The following is a 14,799-nucleotide window of genomic DNA, read 5'->3' on the forward strand; positions in this document are numbered from 1 at the left end:
TTGCCTTGAGCTAACGGTTGGTACAGCCAACCCCCGTTCGGGACTTTCACCCTATAGCTATCGCCCATGCTGGGCGCACCAAAAAGAAAACGCTGTTTTCCAGGTGGAAACAGCGTTTTTATGGTCGATCTTCTGTTGTGAGCTATTGCAGTTTAAAGCCTTCTTCTAACAAATACCGTTTCGCCTCTTTATGCGACTCGAAGGCCTCCTCCAGGTTTGGACCTGCATAAACATTCCATAGCTCATCTTCCTGTACGAGCTGCAGGGTCTGCCCGTTTGGACCCACCCAGGTTTCGCACGTCTGTTCCTGAGCTGCATCTGTGCTTGCTTTTGGCTCTGGTTTACGGGACAAGTAATCGATTGAAGCTTGAATAATGGCTCGCAGTTCATCCGCAGAATAATCGCGAATGTTCACCATGCCCTTTGGATCTGTCGCTTTTTTGGGCAAATGTCCGGCATATACAAAGCCATTGCCGTTCGGATGCAGGTTTTGCACGACGATTTTCTTGTCATGGAGACTCTCTTCGAAATGAAAGTTGAAACGGCCAAGCGACACCGGTTTCTTATGTAATTGCGGAAACGATTCGATAATCGCCAGTTTTTCTTCAAAAGTAAGCATGAATTCCTCCGTGATCCTAATGTCATTTCATATTGCACGATTATATCACAAGCGTTTGTTGGATAGCCAATGGGAATAGCGCCATTCCGTCAGGGGATAATACACACGGGAGGTGAATCATGAAAGCTGTTACGTATCAAGGGTTCAAAGATGTCAAGGTAAAAGAGGTCAACGATCCTAAAATTGAAAAGCCGGACGATATCATTGTCAGGCTGACATCCACTGCAATCTGCGGCTCTGATTTGCATTTGATTCACGGCATGATACCCAACATGCCCGAGGACTTTATCATCGGTCACGAACCAATGGGGATTGTCGAGGAAGCGGGTCCGAATGTCACCAAGGTTAAAAAGGGCGACCGTGTGATTATCCCTTTTAATATCAGCTGCGGCGAATGCTTCTATTGCAAAAACCAGTTGGAAAGTCAATGCGACAATTCCAACCCTCACGGCGAAACGGGCGCATTTTTCGGCTATTCGGAAACGGCCGGCGGGTATGCAGGTGGACAAGCAGAGTTCTTGCGTGTCCCCTACGCCAATTTTGTCCCTTTTCGCATCCCGGATGACTGCGAGATTGAAGATGAGAAACTCGTGTTGATGTCCGATGCCATGGCTACAGCTTACTGGAGTGTAGACAATGCAGGCGTGAAAAAGGGAGATACGGTAATCGTTCTCGGATGCGGGCCAGTAGGTTTGCTTACCCAAAAATTTGCCTGGCTCAAAGGGGCAAAAAGAGTGATCGCCGTTGACTATATCGACTACCGTTTGCAGCATGCCAAGCGAACCAATCAAGTCGAGATTGTCAACTTTGAGGCAGAAGAAAATATCGGCAATCATTTGAAGGAAATGACCAAAGGCGGAGCGGACGTCGTCATCGACTGTGTAGGAATGGACGGGAAAATGACGCCTTTGGAAATGATAGCGACAGGTCTCAAGCTGCAAGGCGGTGCCATGGGCGCCATCGTCATCGCAACCCAGGCTGTTCGCAAAGGCGGCACCATTCAGATTACGGGTGTGTACGGGATGAGATACAATGCTTTCCCGCTCGGCGACATTTTTCAACGGAATGTGAATCTCAGAACCGGACAAGCCCCTATCATTCACTACATGCCGCATTTGTACAACTTGATTGCGGAAGGAAAAGTCGATCCCGGAGACATCGTGACACATGTTTTGCCGCTGGATCAAGCAGAACACGGCTATGAGATCTTCGACACAAAGACGGATGGCTGCATTAAAGTCGTACTAATGCCATAAGAGGATTTCCTCTGGCTGATTATGATCGATCCCTTTATTTAAAAAGGGTCTGCTGGTGTAAACCGGAAAACAAATTCCGAGATGACAAGCTTGGCCGGAACAATACTCACGATCATCCTTCCGAGGTGATGAAATCTGGAAAACGAGAAAGTCACGATAAAAATCAACGATAACGGCTCCATCCGCGTCAACGGCAATGTTGACCTGATAGATGCGCTCGGCGGCCGGTTTGAGGCAGGCTCCACGTTTTCACTTTGCCGCTGCGGTCATTCAGAGAAAAAGCCTTTCTGTGACGGGACGCATAAAAAAATCGGATTCGAGAGCGCGCCGCGGGCGGGAGGATGACTCCTGCTAGTATGGACTGTCTGTTTCTTCGATGATTCCTTGGGCCCACACCCTCCCCCATATTTCATCGAGGGTTTGCGCTGCGGTTTGGTTGGTGGTATCCAGCCACAGACCGATCTTGGGTGTCTCTTCCCGCAAGCGCCGATCAAGCTCGTCTGCCGTCCAAAGTCCGTACCCTGTTTTTGGGCGACTCTTCTCCCTCTCCATTACGGCTTCCGGACGGGGAGCCAGAACGATTACATACAAAGGCCTGCTTTGAATCCTCGTCACGGTTTCAGCGAGGAAGGAACCGATTATGACATCTTGCAAAACGACGGTAAATCCCGCACGGTAGTATCGATCTGCGGTCGAAGCCGCTATTTCATGCCGCAGGCTGAGCTGCCGGACGGACTCTTGGGATGTCTCCGGCAGCATTTCTTCTCTTCCGTTGACGATCATCTTCCGAAACGCATCTCCCCGCAGGTGGACACTCTTTTCGAATTTCTCCGCAAGCATTTGTGCGATCGTTGATTTTCCTGCAGCCATGACTCCCGTTATGAGAAATATTCCGTTTCTGTTTTCTTTTTGCATCTTGTATCCCCCTTATCTGACCGCCGCCGTTATTCCCGATCCGAATTATTTCACGCTCGTCAGAACAAGCCGGATAAAATCGATAAGCGTCTTCTCTGGAAACAGCTAAGCAAGAATGATGACCAGACAGGTCTTCTCAATTATTCTTTTGTGCAACCCGAGTAAGAAAACGATCCATCAACACGGGCAAGGAAATCAGGATGGGAGGATCGTCCAGGCGTGGCGGATGCAGCATAACCTGCTGATGCGGGACGATGGAATGAGGCCCTACAATGATCGGCTTTTTGGAGCGAGTTCGCAGGGTTGTCTGAGGCAGCAGGAAATCCACTGCTTGCGTCCCCCACGAAACGGAAGTAGCCATCAAGTAGTAGACACCCGGCTTGACGTTGGTAAAACAAAAATGACCTAAGGAAGAAAGCAGCGTTCCATACAAGGGGAGTCCTTCTGGAATGGGCTTGGCGAATAGGCCGATCAGAATGATTCCTTCGAATGGAATCTCCGCTTCGACCGTCCCCTCAATTTTAAAATATTGTTCTGATGCAGAATGCCACGCAGGCCAATGGTTAAGCTGCTGCAAAGCGCGGAGATGATCGTCGGCTTGCAGCGTCGAATTCCGGAAATCGGATGGCGTCATCCCTACCCGTTCCGTAAATCGGGTCGTAAAGGTCCCCAAGCTCTGTTGTCCAATTTCCAATGCAATATCGCGAATGCTGAGATTCGTACGCAGCAGCAAATCTTTCGCTCTTTGCAAGCGGTGGGATGAAACATAGTACAGCGGAGAAAGCCCGACTCTTTCCTTAAAAATGCGCGAAAAATGGTACGGACTATATCCTGCATATCCCGCCAGTTTGGATAGCGGAAGTGGATCATAAATATTTTCATGAATGTATTCGATCACTCCGTCGATTTCCGGATACCGGTCCGTCACCGATGCTGCACTTCCTTCCTTTTTGCAATAAAATAAGATGTTATGTACGTGAAACAAAAAGAGACTGAAGATTATGATATCAACCAAAACAAGAACAATCGTTCGCTCTCATTCTACCATATTTTTCTTGTGCATGGAATAGCTGAATCAGGTTGAACCTATGAAAATTCAGAAAAAAATCTCGGCAGTTGGCGACTAGCACCCTGCTGCGCCGCAACCTGTGCAACTGGAGGCATATGTCCGCACGTCAAAGCAAAAAAGCCCTGAAATCGATGCTGATTCCAGGACTTCCCCCATTATCCGGGCTATTGTCGCTTACTTTCCGACGGTAATGACAACCTTTCCGCGGACGTGTCCCGTTTCGACTTCGCGATGAGCCTCTGCCGCTTGCTCCAGCGAAAAAGATTTCCAAATATGGACGGCCAGCTCCCCTCGGGAATACAATGCAACGAGCTCCTGAAGCCGGGCGACAGACCGCTGGCTGCGAATGCTGCGGACGCCGAGCTGTTCCGCCCTGTCAAAATCGACGATCGTCGCGATCCGCTCCTTGTTTTCGACCAGATCTACTGAAACGGAAAGGGCCTCACCTCCCACAGCATCGAGCGAGGCATCTATGCCGCCGGGTGCGAGGGCTTTTACCCGTTCGAGAAGTCCCTCTCCGTAAGCAACAGGAATGGCCCCCAGAGAACGAAGGTACTCGTGATTGCGAGGGCTGGCAGTTCCGATGACTGTCGCTCCCCGGGCCCGGGCCACTTGCACCGCAAAGGTACCTACACCGCCTGCAGCTGCGTGAATCAGAACGGTATCTCCTGGTCCCACCCGTAATTCCTCCATTGCAGTGTGGGCCGTTTGCCCGGAAGCCGAGATCACACCTGCTGCTTCCCAAGGCATATTTTTTGGTTTTGCCGTGATCTGTTCGACATTGACGGCCACCATCTCTGCATAGCAAGACAATAGGGACCAGCCGAGTACCTCGTCACCGACGGAGTAGCCTGTTACGTTTTCCCCGACCTGATCGATCACACCAGCGAACTCGTTGCCGAGAATCTGCGGGAAGCTGACCGGAAAAAATCCATTACCCCAACCACTCCGTATGGAACAATCGAACGGCTGGACGCCCGCGGCTTTAACCCGCACTCTCACCTGTCCGGGACCCGCCTGGGGATCAGAAAATTCCATTACTTGCAAAACTTCCGGTGGACCATACGACGAAAATGCTGCTGCTTTCATGATCTTCATCCTCTCTTTGCCTTTCTTGCTCTACGATTGTGTTGCGTTCACGGGTACACGAATTCCCGTCATCAGGCATCCGCATGAAGCTTTCCTGCCTGACTCGTTTTTCTCATCAATGTGAAGTAAATCGACACCATGGCGATGTACAGACACGCCAAGACAAAATAGATGCTGCTGTAGACAGATGCCTCGCCGGATAAAGGGGCAACGATCACGTTACCGGCGGAGCCGCTCCCCAGATCGACGATTTTGCTGTAAACACTTGCAAAAACCGCTCCAGCGATAAAGTTCAAGAGAGACATCATTCCCATGCCGACCCCAACCTGATCCTTAGGCAGCAGTTTGGAGGTCGTATTGGATAGTGCAATTAAAATGAACGTCTGGCCCACATTGCCGAAGATGAGAATGACGGCGATAAGGACCGGGGAGAACCCGGCAAAGAATGACAGCAGGACAAAGCAGATAAAGAGCAATGCCGTAGCCGTATAGAACAAAAAGGGATTTCCTTTTGAATCTGCCAGCTTCCCGCCAGTCCTTCCCAGAATGGCCGCCGAGATAGCGGCCGGCACCATGACAAAACCGACGACTCCGGGAGCGAGTTGATTCAGTTGGGACAGCATCTGCGGGCTTAGAAAAGGAAGCGCGTAGCCGATTCCGCTTGCCAGAAAAGCAAGCACGAGCATGAGCGAGTAGCTTTTGTTTGCAAACAGTCTCGGTTGGACAAAAGGCTCGGTTGAACGATGGATGTGAAGCAAAAACAAGGCAAGCAAGATGGCTCCAGCCAATGCGAGCATCCATCCTCCATTCGTAACAGCCAAAAGCACCAGAGCCACCGTTCCTGCCAGCAAACCAGCGCCGATCCAATCCAGTTTGCCTTTCCGTCCGGGCTCATCGTCCAAATACTTTCGATAAAACGGGAGCGTAATAAGGGTGAGAAGAGGGATATAGAACAGCCACCGCCAATGGACAAAGCTAGCAACGAACGCCGCTACAATTGGCGCAAGCGCCCCACCCAGCGCAAGTCCCGTAGCAGATATGCCCAGAGCGCGTCCCCTGCTCTCCGGTGGAAAATAGCGGATCGGTATGATCATGCCTGTTGCCGGAATAACCGAAGCCCCTACTGCCTGTAAAATCCGTCCAAGCAGAACCATCCAAAATGCTTGTGCGGCCAGACCGATCATCGAGCCAACTGCAAAGGCTGCCAGTCCAAAGGTGAGCAAGCTTTTCAGCCTGTATGTGTCCGCCAGTTTGCCATACGTGACGCTTCCGATCGCATAAATCAGCATGTACGAGACCGACACCCAGCTGACCTGCGCGAAGGAAAGTTGAAAATCAGATCTGATCTCAGGCAGAACGATATTGAACATAGTCGCGCTCATCACTGAGATGACGAGCGTGACAGCCAATAGTCGAATCAATTTTTCTCCCGCTTGATGTACATCAATCTTGTTTATGGGTAAACTCCCCTTTCTTTCAGATTGTTCTGATGTGCGTCACCTTTGTGTGTCCTCTACATGCACGGTTTCACCAGGTTGTTTCACTGTTGTCGTCTCGCACGATTTATTCTACAATCGATACTATAGAAATAAAAATATTTATTAATATATCTCTACATATACTGGGGGATATGAATCCGGGGTGATAGATGATATGGAACTGCTGCAGCTGCACTACTTTCGGACAGTTGCCAGACTTGAGCATATGACGAAGGCAGCCCAAGAGCTGCGCATTGCACAGCCTGCCCTCAGCAAGACGATTTCACGGCTTGAAGAGGATCTCGGCGTTCCGTTGTTCGACCGTCAAGGCAGACAAATCCGCCTCAATATGTTCGGCCAGGCATTTTTGAAAAAGGTGGAAACGGCGCTGACTGCACTGGAAGAAGGGCGCAGAGAGGTGGCCGATATGGCGGGGATGGAGCGCGGCAGCATTTATGTAGCGACTCCTACCTTGCATCGCTTGTCTGAGCCGCTAGGTGCTTTTCTGGCTCTGCACCCAAACGTGAATTTTCGGATCACACAAGCTTCTCTGGAGGAAATGTCGCGTCTTATGGAAAACGGCGATGTCGATTTTTGTTTTACTGCCGTTCCTATTGAAGGTGCGGGCATTCATCAATTGCCCGTACTGAAGGAGGAGGTGTTTTTGGCGGTGCCTCCTGGGCATCGGTTGGCTTCCAGAAAAAGCGTATCGTTGAGCGAGGTGGCCCATGATCCATTTGTCGGGTACAAGGAGAGCTATCCTTTTCGGAAAATGAATGATGAGTTCTGTCTTCAGGCAGGGTTCAAACCCAATGTCGTCTGCGAGGTTGATGAGCCATCCGCGATCAGCAGCCTTGTTCAGGCAGGACTCGGCGTCGCTTTTGTGGGCGCATGCAAAACCGACAAGAAATCTCCATTGATCAAGCTGGATATTGAAAGCCCGGTTTGTCAGCGAACGTACCAGCTTGCGTGGCATGAAAAGCGCTATCTCTCCAAGGCAGCTAAGAAGTTCCGGGAGTTTGTCGTGAAATATTTTACCGATATGCAGCAAGGAGCAGGTGCACCTGCCGTTTTGCAGGAAGTTGCCGCTTCACAGGCAACAAATAAAAAGAACCCGGCGGTATAACGCATCACCGGGTTCTTCCTTTCCCTTCCAAATAGGAAAATGGTTTTTCCTTGTAAGGCTGCAGGCAGCCGCTCAATAGCCTACTTCCACAGAAGCGATGACCACATAAGCGAGATCATTTTTATCCTCCTTGTCAGCAAGGACGACACCGCTGCTCGTGAGCATGCCTCCCTCGACAACGTCAAAGGTGACTTCGCCGTATGGCAATTCTGCACGAACGGCAGCCAAATCCAGCTTGTCCATGTCAGCCGGCACAGCGAGTCTGACGTTTACTTTCATCATGTTGATGTCATGATTCGGCAATACAGATCGCAGACCCGGCATCGAGTTGTGGTGGATTGCATTTTGCACCGCTCTCACGGCTGCTTTTGTCACGTTTTGGCCGTGCAAATCAACCCCCATCCCGATCTCGATAAACATTACTTTATCCATAACAGGTTCACTCCTCTATCAAACTTTGGTCGCCATCTCTATCTTACCATCTTTTCACGGTCAGCCGCTTTACGCAGATGGATGCACCAAAGACTTTTGTTCCCACGCTCTGCTTCTCCAGCGGAAAAACATGATGATTCCGCGCATCCACTCATCTGCCGCAATCGCCAGCCAGATTCCCGCCAAGCCCAGATCGAGCGAAAATGCGAGATAATAGCCGAGCGGCAGGCTCATGCAGACCATCGACAGCAGCCCCATATAAACCGGAAATTTGGCATCCCCTGCCGCGCGCAAGGAGTTGATCAGGATCAGGTTGAACGTCCTGCCGGATTCCAGCAGTATGCTAAGCAAAAGGATCTGCGTCGCCAGAGCGATTATCTCCCGATCTTCCGTAAAGAGCTCGATGATCGGCACTCGGAAAAGGATAATGACAATATTAACGGCAATGGTTAAAAACAGGCCCCAGCGCAAGCTTCGCCACACCCGCTTATACGCTTCCTCGGTCCGCCCGGCTCCGACCATGCGGCCTGTGATAATCGCCGTCCCCATCCCGATAGCCAAGCTAAACAGATAGATGAACGTAGAGATGTTCATGACATATTGCCGTGATGCCATCTCGACAGCCCCGAGGAGTGTCGCGTAATAAAGAAACACCGTCTGACACGCATTGTAGGTTACCTGCTCAAACGCGGAGGGAATGCCGATCCGCAAGATTTTTTTGATGTATTCCATGGAAAAGCTGAAGTAATCCCGGACCGCGATCTTGACTTCCATCAGACGGTATAGCAGCCAGAAAAAGATAAAGAGGGAGATGAGCCGGCTTACAACGGTTGAGATCGCTGCACCTTCCACTCCCAGCTCTGGAAAGCCGAGATGGCCAAAAATCAACAGGTAATTTCCGATGACGTGAATGACATTCATCCCCAAGGATACAAGCATCGACTCTTTTGTATAGCCATACGTCCGTATAATGCTGGCCAGCGTATTGATGACTGCTTGCAGAAAAAGCCCGCCACCGACAATCGTAATGTAGGTTTGCGCGTAATGCAAAATCTCCCCCTGCAGATTGACAGACTGGAGCAGGGATTTTCCAAACAGGATGAAACAGGTGCTGATCACAACGCCGATCATCAGGTTCAATGTGACGGCAATGGCGGAAATTCTCGCCGCATCTTCCCGTCTGTTTGAGCCGATATACTGGGCAATCACGATGGAAGCTCCGTTTCCGATAACCTCCATGATCAAGATGGCGATAAAAATATATTGATTGGCCGCTCCAACCGCCGAAACGGCATTGTCCGAGACCTCGCTCAACATGAAGGTGTCGGCACTGCCCATGAGCATGAATAAAAACAATTCCAAAAAGATGGGCCAGGTCAATACAAAGAGATTGAAGTCTTTTGGAGTCGTCTGCTTGGTTGCAGCCTTGGTTGCGATTGATTTCATGATCGTACCTTTCTAACCCTTTGTCTGAGGCGACACCGCATGATGCAGGTGTTGACCAGCGGCTTTTTGAGTTGTTCTCGCATTCTTATTAAGGACAAAATGAACTGATCTACCTAGATGAAACTGTTCTTTCTTTGCAGAGATCATCTCCTTGTCTAACAGCATTGCAAATTTTAACAGCACTAACTTTTTTGCAAAACTTATTGTAAGCCAGTCCAAGAAATTAATAAATAGTTTAGCGGGAAATAAGATGATTTGCCTGCAGATATGGAATGAAAGGGCAACAAAAAGCCGGCTTAGCTCCTGTAGAGAGCTGCCGGCCGCACAGGCTATCTTTCGCATGAGGTTTTTAAGCTTCTCTTTGGATTTGCTCTTTTTAACAATCCCCCTTGGTTCATCCAGAGGATTTTTTCTCTGCCATAATCGGATTTACCGAACAAAAACAGCTGATCGACAGGTATTTAGAGACCATCATTAATTATTCAAGGAGTCATGGATACCTTGCCAAAGCATTACTAGATAGATACTTACTAGAGCGAGAGGATTTTGTTCGCCTTGAAGAAACTTACCAGCGTGGAATAGAATTAACACATTATACTGAGCATCTAGATCCGCACGACTACGTTCAATTCTATTATCGTATGGGAATACATGCCTACGCACTACAGAGATACGACGAATTGTTTATGGCAGGATAAAAGTGCAGAGAATTGCGGCGGAAAACTGCAGAGTTCCACCGCAATTCTGAGGCCATGAAAAAGGCACTTGCCAACATCCCCCTACAAAATCTACCCTTGGATTTGGCTAGAATCTGAGGGAGTGAGAGGAATGTTGAAAGTGCCACAACAACAGTATATCCGATTTTTGCGGGAAGTCGAAGGGTGTTCGATTCAGGAAATTGCGGAACGTGTCCAGGTGAATTGGCGAACCGCCAAGAAATATGCGGATCGCGACGATTGGAATGAACCGGTATGCAAGCGAAAAGGCCGCCATCCGGTGTTGGGACCGTACTTAGAGATTATTGACACATGGCTGGAGGATGATGAGCGTCTTCCACGCAAGCAACGCCATACAGCCGTCCGCATGTTTCAGCGGTTACGGGATGAGTACGGCTTCCCTGGCGGGCAGCGAACGGTATCCGAATATGTCTCCAAACGGAAGAAAGCCATGGCAGCCGAACGAGCCGAACATTTTGAGCGTTTGGAGCATCCAGGCGGGGAAGCCCAGGCTGACTTTGGGACGGTGTACGTGGTCAAGTCGGGAGAACTGGTGGAGCGGAAAGTATTGACCCTGTCGTTTCCGTACAGCAATGCCGCCTTTGTGTTCCCGGTTCCGAAAGAAAACACGGAATGCTTTCTGGAGGCCTTAGGGCGGCTATTTCAGCAAATGGGAGGGGTTCCTCGCAAGATTTGGTTTGACAACTTGTCCGCTGCTGTTGTGTCCATCCAGCAAGGCGGAAAACGAGAGTGTACGGAAGCGTTTCGGCGTTTCTGCGCCCATTACCGCTTTGAGCCCCTGTTTTGCAATCCATACAGCGGCCATGAGAAAGGCCATGTGGAAAACAAAGTGGGGTATGGACGCCGGAACTGGTGTGTTCCGCCACCGGTTATCGATACGCCGGAACAACTGGAGACGTATTTGGCGGAAGCTGCCCGTGCGGATATGCAGCGCCCTCACTATGTGAAAAAGCAAACCATTGCCGAGTTGTGGAAGCAAGAAAAATGCAAGCTGCTGACGCTGCCGACGACACCGCTGGAGATTTTCCGGCTGGAGACGTGCCACCTGAACAAATACGCTGAGCTGTCGTTTGACGCGGCTCTCTTCCCGTTGCCGCAGTGTCGGGCCATGCAGCCGGTTTTGGTGAAAGTCAAGTGGGATGTGCTGGAGGTGTTAACGGCAGACGGGACATACACCCCGATTGTGACATTGCCTCGTCCCTATACGGAGAAAGTCATTCCAGTAGATTGGAAGGCGGTATTGAAGAGATATGAAAAACGCCCGCGGGCGGTGATGTATTCTTCCTTTACCAATATGATGCCTCAGGCGCTCCAAACGTTTTTGACGGTGGAAGACATGAATGCACGAAAAGCACGAATTCGCCTGCTCCATCGATTGCTCGACACCTATACGTTGAAGGAAATCGGGCAAGTACTGGGAGAATTGTCGCATCAGCAAGAGCATCTGGCTGTTGCCTTGGAGCATGCCCTTTACGCGATAAAACACCCTGTTTTCCGCCCGGAACCGTTTTCAGAGTCGCATACACCCCCTGCCCTTCACGGGCAGATACCCATACTGGATGAGTACGACCGGATCCTGGGGGTGAGGGTGGAATGAGAGAAGAGCTGGCAAAGGTGTGCAAAACTTTGCATTTGGCGCATGTGATGGAAACCTATGAACAGGTGCCGTTTGAAGATCGGGAGAGCTTCTTGCTGGGAGTCTTGCGGATGGAGATTCAACGGCGGGAGGAGACAAAGCTGAAGCGACTGATAAAGAAAGCCGCGTTTCCCCAACTGAAGACACTGGAAGATTACGCTTTTGAGGCAGTCACCTTACCGGAAACATGTACAAAGGAGGGATTGATCGACCTACGTTTTTTGGAGCGCAAGGAAAATGTGCTGATGCTGGGAAAAGTGGGCACGGGGAAGACCCATCTGGCAACAGCGCTTGGCGTAGAGGCGTGCCGAAGGGGATATGCCGTTCGATTCTTCCGTGTTCCCGATCTGGTTGCGCTCTTGCAGGAAAAACACGCGAATGGGGCACTGATGCGGTTTCAAAAAGAACTGGCAGACTGTGAGTTGTTGATTTTGGACGAGGTTGGGTTTGTTCCCTTTCACCAAACGGGGGCTGAGCTGTTGTTTCATGTTATCTCGGCCTGCTATGAGAGAAACAGTGTGATTGTGACGTCGAATTTGGAGTTTGGGCAGTGGAATACGGTGTTTGGAGATACGCGATTGACGGCAGCCCTTGTGGATCGCCTCGTCCACCACGCCCATATTCTGGCGTTTACCGGAGAAAGCTACCGACTGCGCCATGCTCTATCCAGCATGAAGTCTTCCTAAATTCTTTTGTATTGATGTTGGCAGTGTTCTGCATAAATTGGCCGCCAAACTCTGCATTTTTGAGTTGCAAAATACAAGAATGCATAAACTTTTGCAAAATTGCCTTTGATAGAGACGAATCAGATAATCATATGAAGGCCGAAGCTTTAACTGCGGTCATCGGCTCCTACCTGTATTTAGACGATACAACTTTGGCAGAGGTTTACCTGAAAGAATACAAAAACAGTCAATTTGCTGATTTCAAACAAGACCATATACAAGCAATGATCTATTCAAAGAAGGGTCAGTATGATAAATCAATCAGTCTATACAAAGAATTGCTCCATTCTGTAGATAAGGAACGTCGAATATCTATTGTAGTCGATCTCATAGAGGATTGCTTGCGCCTCGGAGACACAAATACAGTAAACGAAATAATTGCTTCCGAGGCTACTTTCTTCCCTTCTGTTCCCATCAAGAATCCAAGACGTGGGACTGTAAAATATTCTGTGTAAACTCTCAAAACCTATTACAATAAGAGAAAGGTTGGTTTGAGAGGATGACACCTATGGCGAGATTTAGTAAGGAACAAGTGAAGGCGTTTGTGAAGGAAAACAACCTCAAGACGATGGACGATGTGCAGTCGGCACTGAAGGAACTGTTTGCAGAAACGCTGCAGTCGATGCTAGAGGCGGAGCTTGACACGGAACTCGGCTATGAAAAGCACGATGTGAAGCGAAAGAAAACAACAAACAGCCGTAACGGGAAGACAAAGAAGACGGTGACAAGCGAATACGGCGAGGTGGAGATCGCGGTGCCACGTGACCGTAATGGCGAATTTGAGCCCGTTATCGTGAAAAAGCATCAGTCTACCGTTACCGGCATTGAGGACCAAATTATCGCCATGTATGCCAAAGGTGTCAGCACACGGGATATTCAGGACCATCTGAACCATCTGTATGGAATTGACGTTTCTCCTACCATGATCTCCAATGTGACGAATAAGATCGTGCCACTCATCAAAGAATGGCAGAACCGACCGCTACAAAGCATCTATGCGGTTGTATTTATGGACGCCATTCACTACAAAGTCAAGCAAGACGGTGCTATTGTGAACAAAGCGGCTTATATGGTCATTGGCATTGATTTGGACGGCAACAAGGACGTATTAGGCATGTGGATTGGAGAGAATGAATCCTCAAAGTTCTGGCTGAGCGTACTGAACGACTTACGGAACCGTGGGGTTCAGGACATTCTCATCACCTGCGTGGATAACCTAACGGGCTTCTCTCAGGCCATCTCTGCCTGCTATCCGAATACGGAGATCCAAAAGTGCATCATTCATCAAATCCGCAACTCGACCCGTTATGTTTCTTACAAGGATCTTAAGAAAGTGACGGCGGATTTAAAGCCAATCTACAAAGCGGCAACAGAAGAGGCTGCCTTACTGGAATTGGATCGTTTTGAGGAAACATGGGGTAACAAATATCCCCTCATCGTTCGCTCTTGGCGTACCAACTGGGACGAGCTAGCTACTTTTTTCAAGTATCCACCAGAGATTCGTAAATTGATCTATACGACCAATATGATTGAGAGTTACCATCGGCAACTCCGAAAGGTGACGAAGGGCAAGAGCATTTTCCCCACCGATGAAGCCCTGCTCAAAATGCTCTATTTGGCTACCATGGACGTCACCAGGAAGTGGACTGGACGAGTGCAGAACTGGGGGCAAATGCTCCTCCAGCTCTCCGTTTTCTTCCCGGATCGGATCGGCCAATACTTACGCTAGTTTTTTATTCCAAAAGGGTTTACACAAAATACTGGACAGACCCCAAGACGTATTGAAAAGATGGCAAAATATTTAAGTTAAGGGATTTTATAATTTCTCGATTGATAAGTTTGACGAAGGAATCAATCACACATTGGTTAGTGCAACTCATTTCAAACAAATTGGTCAATACAAAGAGGCAATGAATTGTGTCGGATTTGTACTGAAGTCAATTGAGGAAAGCGAAAGAAGTATTCCATCTGAGATCATAGAAAAAATCTCAGATATATGCAATCATAGTTAATAAAACAGGAGGAGTTTTTTATGCAAAAGTTCTTAACGCTGTTGTGTTCAGTTCTGCTTTTGGGATTTTTTGCTTTATCCTCTGATATTGAGCAAACATTAATTAAGGCTCCATCTGTCATCATGTCCGTAGATCCTGAATGGTAATTTTTCATTAACATGTAAGAATGGGCTACCTCAAAATAGACACCCTATTTGAGAAGTAGCCCATTTTTTTAATAAAAACCAATCAGAACCGTTTAACGGAAGAATGTGTTAGC

The 14,799-nt window shown here is 49.0% G+C and carries 14 protein-coding genes; 7 read left to right on the plus strand and 7 right to left on the minus strand.

From position 1 onward, the window contains the following. Positions 1-142 precede the first annotated feature (142 nt). Positions 143-619 carry a hypothetical protein gene (locus tag V5G20_RS14435; protein ID WP_003386780.1) on the minus strand — a complete coding sequence of 159 codons (477 nt, stop codon included), beginning with the start codon at positions 617-619 and terminating at the stop codon, positions 143-145. Positions 620-738: 119 nt separating this feature from the next. Here V5G20_RS14435 and V5G20_RS14440 point away from each other — a divergent pair, with 119 nt between their 5' ends. Together V5G20_RS14440 and V5G20_RS14445 are read left to right on the plus strand one after the other, a co-directional pair. After that, entirely contained in the window at positions 739-1,875 is a 1,137-nt protein-coding gene (locus V5G20_RS14440) for a zinc-dependent alcohol dehydrogenase (protein WP_338461045.1), read from the plus strand. A 207-nt stretch (positions 1,876-2,082) separates the two neighbouring features. Beyond that, entirely contained in the window at positions 2,083-2,220 is a 138-nt protein-coding gene (locus V5G20_RS14445) for a CDGSH iron-sulfur domain-containing protein (protein ID WP_375338703.1), read from the plus strand. Positions 2,221-2,226: 6 nt separating this feature from the next. Here V5G20_RS14445 and V5G20_RS14450 read toward each other — a convergent pair whose 3' ends face one another. The 4 genes from V5G20_RS14450 to V5G20_RS14465 all read right to left on the minus strand — a co-directional run bounded on the left by V5G20_RS14450 (position 2,227) and on the right by V5G20_RS14465 (position 6,330). Continuing rightward, positions 2,227-2,790, minus strand: coding sequence for an AAA family ATPase (locus tag V5G20_RS14450; protein WP_003386783.1), 564 nt, complete (start codon positions 2,788-2,790; stop codon positions 2,227-2,229). 136 nt (positions 2,791-2,926) lie between these two features. After that, on the minus strand, positions 2,927-3,718 hold the full coding sequence (locus V5G20_RS14455) for a helix-turn-helix transcriptional regulator (RefSeq protein ID WP_003386784.1): 792 nt from the start codon (positions 3,716-3,718) through the stop codon (positions 2,927-2,929). A 315-nt stretch (positions 3,719-4,033) separates the two neighbouring features. Beyond that, the gene (locus V5G20_RS14460; RefSeq protein WP_003386785.1) at positions 4,034-4,948 is read right to left on the minus strand and encodes an NADP-dependent oxidoreductase; all 915 of its coding nucleotides are present in this window, start codon (positions 4,946-4,948) and stop codon (positions 4,034-4,036) included. Between the two features lie 71 nt (positions 4,949-5,019). After that, positions 5,020-6,330 carry an MFS transporter gene (locus V5G20_RS14465; protein ID WP_338463471.1) on the minus strand — a complete coding sequence of 437 codons (1,311 nt, stop codon included), beginning with the start codon at positions 6,328-6,330 and terminating at the stop codon, positions 5,020-5,022. 271 nt (positions 6,331-6,601) lie between these two features. Between V5G20_RS14465 and V5G20_RS14470 the strand changes: the two genes are divergently transcribed. Next, a complete protein-coding gene (locus tag V5G20_RS14470) occupies positions 6,602-7,552 on the plus strand; it encodes a LysR family transcriptional regulator (RefSeq protein ID WP_338461048.1) in 951 nt (316 codons plus the stop codon). Between the two features lie 72 nt (positions 7,553-7,624). On the opposite strand, the gene V5G20_RS14475 is transcribed toward V5G20_RS14470, so the two are convergent. Both V5G20_RS14475 and V5G20_RS14480 read right to left on the minus strand, forming a co-directional pair. Further along, on the minus strand, positions 7,625-7,984 hold the full coding sequence (locus V5G20_RS14475) for a Lin0512 family protein (protein WP_003386788.1): 360 nt from the start codon (positions 7,982-7,984) through the stop codon (positions 7,625-7,627). A 69-nt stretch (positions 7,985-8,053) separates the two neighbouring features. Further along, a complete protein-coding gene (locus tag V5G20_RS14480) occupies positions 8,054-9,430 on the minus strand; it encodes an MATE family efflux transporter (RefSeq protein ID WP_003386789.1) in 1,377 nt (458 codons plus the stop codon). Between the two features lie 828 nt (positions 9,431-10,258). On the opposite strand from V5G20_RS14480, the gene istA reads away from it, so the two are divergent. From istA to V5G20_RS14500, 4 genes are all read left to right on the plus strand, one after another. Next, complete coding sequence (gene istA, locus V5G20_RS14485) at positions 10,259-11,764, plus strand: IS21 family transposase (protein WP_023555239.1); 1,506 nt, start codon at positions 10,259-10,261, stop codon at positions 11,762-11,764. Continuing rightward, positions 11,761-12,489: an IS21-like element helper ATPase IstB gene (gene istB, locus V5G20_RS14490; protein WP_023555238.1), complete on the plus strand. Its 729-nt coding sequence runs from the start codon at positions 11,761-11,763 to the stop codon at positions 12,487-12,489. Before istA ends, istB begins: the two co-directional genes overlap by 4 nt. 131 nt (positions 12,490-12,620) lie before the next feature. Continuing rightward, positions 12,621-12,983: a hypothetical protein gene (locus V5G20_RS14495; protein WP_338461051.1), complete on the plus strand. Its 363-nt coding sequence runs from the start codon at positions 12,621-12,623 to the stop codon at positions 12,981-12,983. Between the two features lie 53 nt (positions 12,984-13,036). Further along, entirely contained in the window at positions 13,037-14,257 is a 1,221-nt protein-coding gene (locus V5G20_RS14500; RefSeq protein ID WP_025845625.1) for an IS256 family transposase, read from the plus strand. Positions 14,258-14,799: the final 542 nt, after the last annotated feature.

This window comes from Brevibacillus borstelensis, assembly GCF_036700025.1.
Lineage (GTDB): Bacteria > Bacillota > Bacilli > Brevibacillales > Brevibacillaceae > Brevibacillus > Brevibacillus borstelensis.

Excerpts from the sequence above, each read along its gene's own strand:
- V5G20_RS14470 (WP_338461048.1), top strand. The coding sequence starts at position 6,602 with ATGGAACTGCTGCAGCTGCACTACTTTCGGACAGTTGCCAGACTTGAG.
- istA (WP_023555239.1), top strand. The coding sequence starts at position 10,259 with ATGTTGAAAGTGCCACAACAACAGTATATCCGATTTTTGCGGGAAGTC.
- V5G20_RS14495 (WP_338461051.1), top strand. The coding sequence starts at position 12,621 with ATGAAGGCCGAAGCTTTAACTGCGGTCATCGGCTCCTACCTGTATTTA.
- V5G20_RS14435 (WP_003386780.1), bottom strand. The coding sequence starts at position 619 with ATGCTTACTTTTGAAGAAAAACTGGCGATTATCGAATCGTTTCCGCAA.
- V5G20_RS14450 (WP_003386783.1), bottom strand. The coding sequence starts at position 2,790 with ATGCAAAAAGAAAACAGAAACGGAATATTTCTCATAACGGGAGTCATG.
- V5G20_RS14475 (WP_003386788.1), bottom strand. The coding sequence starts at position 7,984 with ATGGATAAAGTAATGTTTATCGAGATCGGGATGGGGGTTGATTTGCAC.
- istB (WP_023555238.1), top strand. The coding sequence starts at position 11,761 with ATGAGAGAAGAGCTGGCAAAGGTGTGCAAAACTTTGCATTTGGCGCAT.
- V5G20_RS14500 (WP_025845625.1), top strand. The coding sequence starts at position 13,037 with ATGGCGAGATTTAGTAAGGAACAAGTGAAGGCGTTTGTGAAGGAAAAC.
- V5G20_RS14480 (WP_003386789.1), bottom strand. The coding sequence starts at position 9,430 with ATGAAATCAATCGCAACCAAGGCTGCAACCAAGCAGACGACTCCAAAA.
- V5G20_RS14460 (WP_003386785.1), bottom strand. The coding sequence starts at position 4,948 with ATGAAAGCAGCAGCATTTTCGTCGTATGGTCCACCGGAAGTTTTGCAA.
- V5G20_RS14465 (WP_338463471.1), bottom strand. The coding sequence starts at position 6,330 with ATGAGCGCGACTATGTTCAATATCGTTCTGCCTGAGATCAGATCTGAT.
- V5G20_RS14440 (WP_338461045.1), top strand. The coding sequence starts at position 739 with ATGAAAGCTGTTACGTATCAAGGGTTCAAAGATGTCAAGGTAAAAGAG.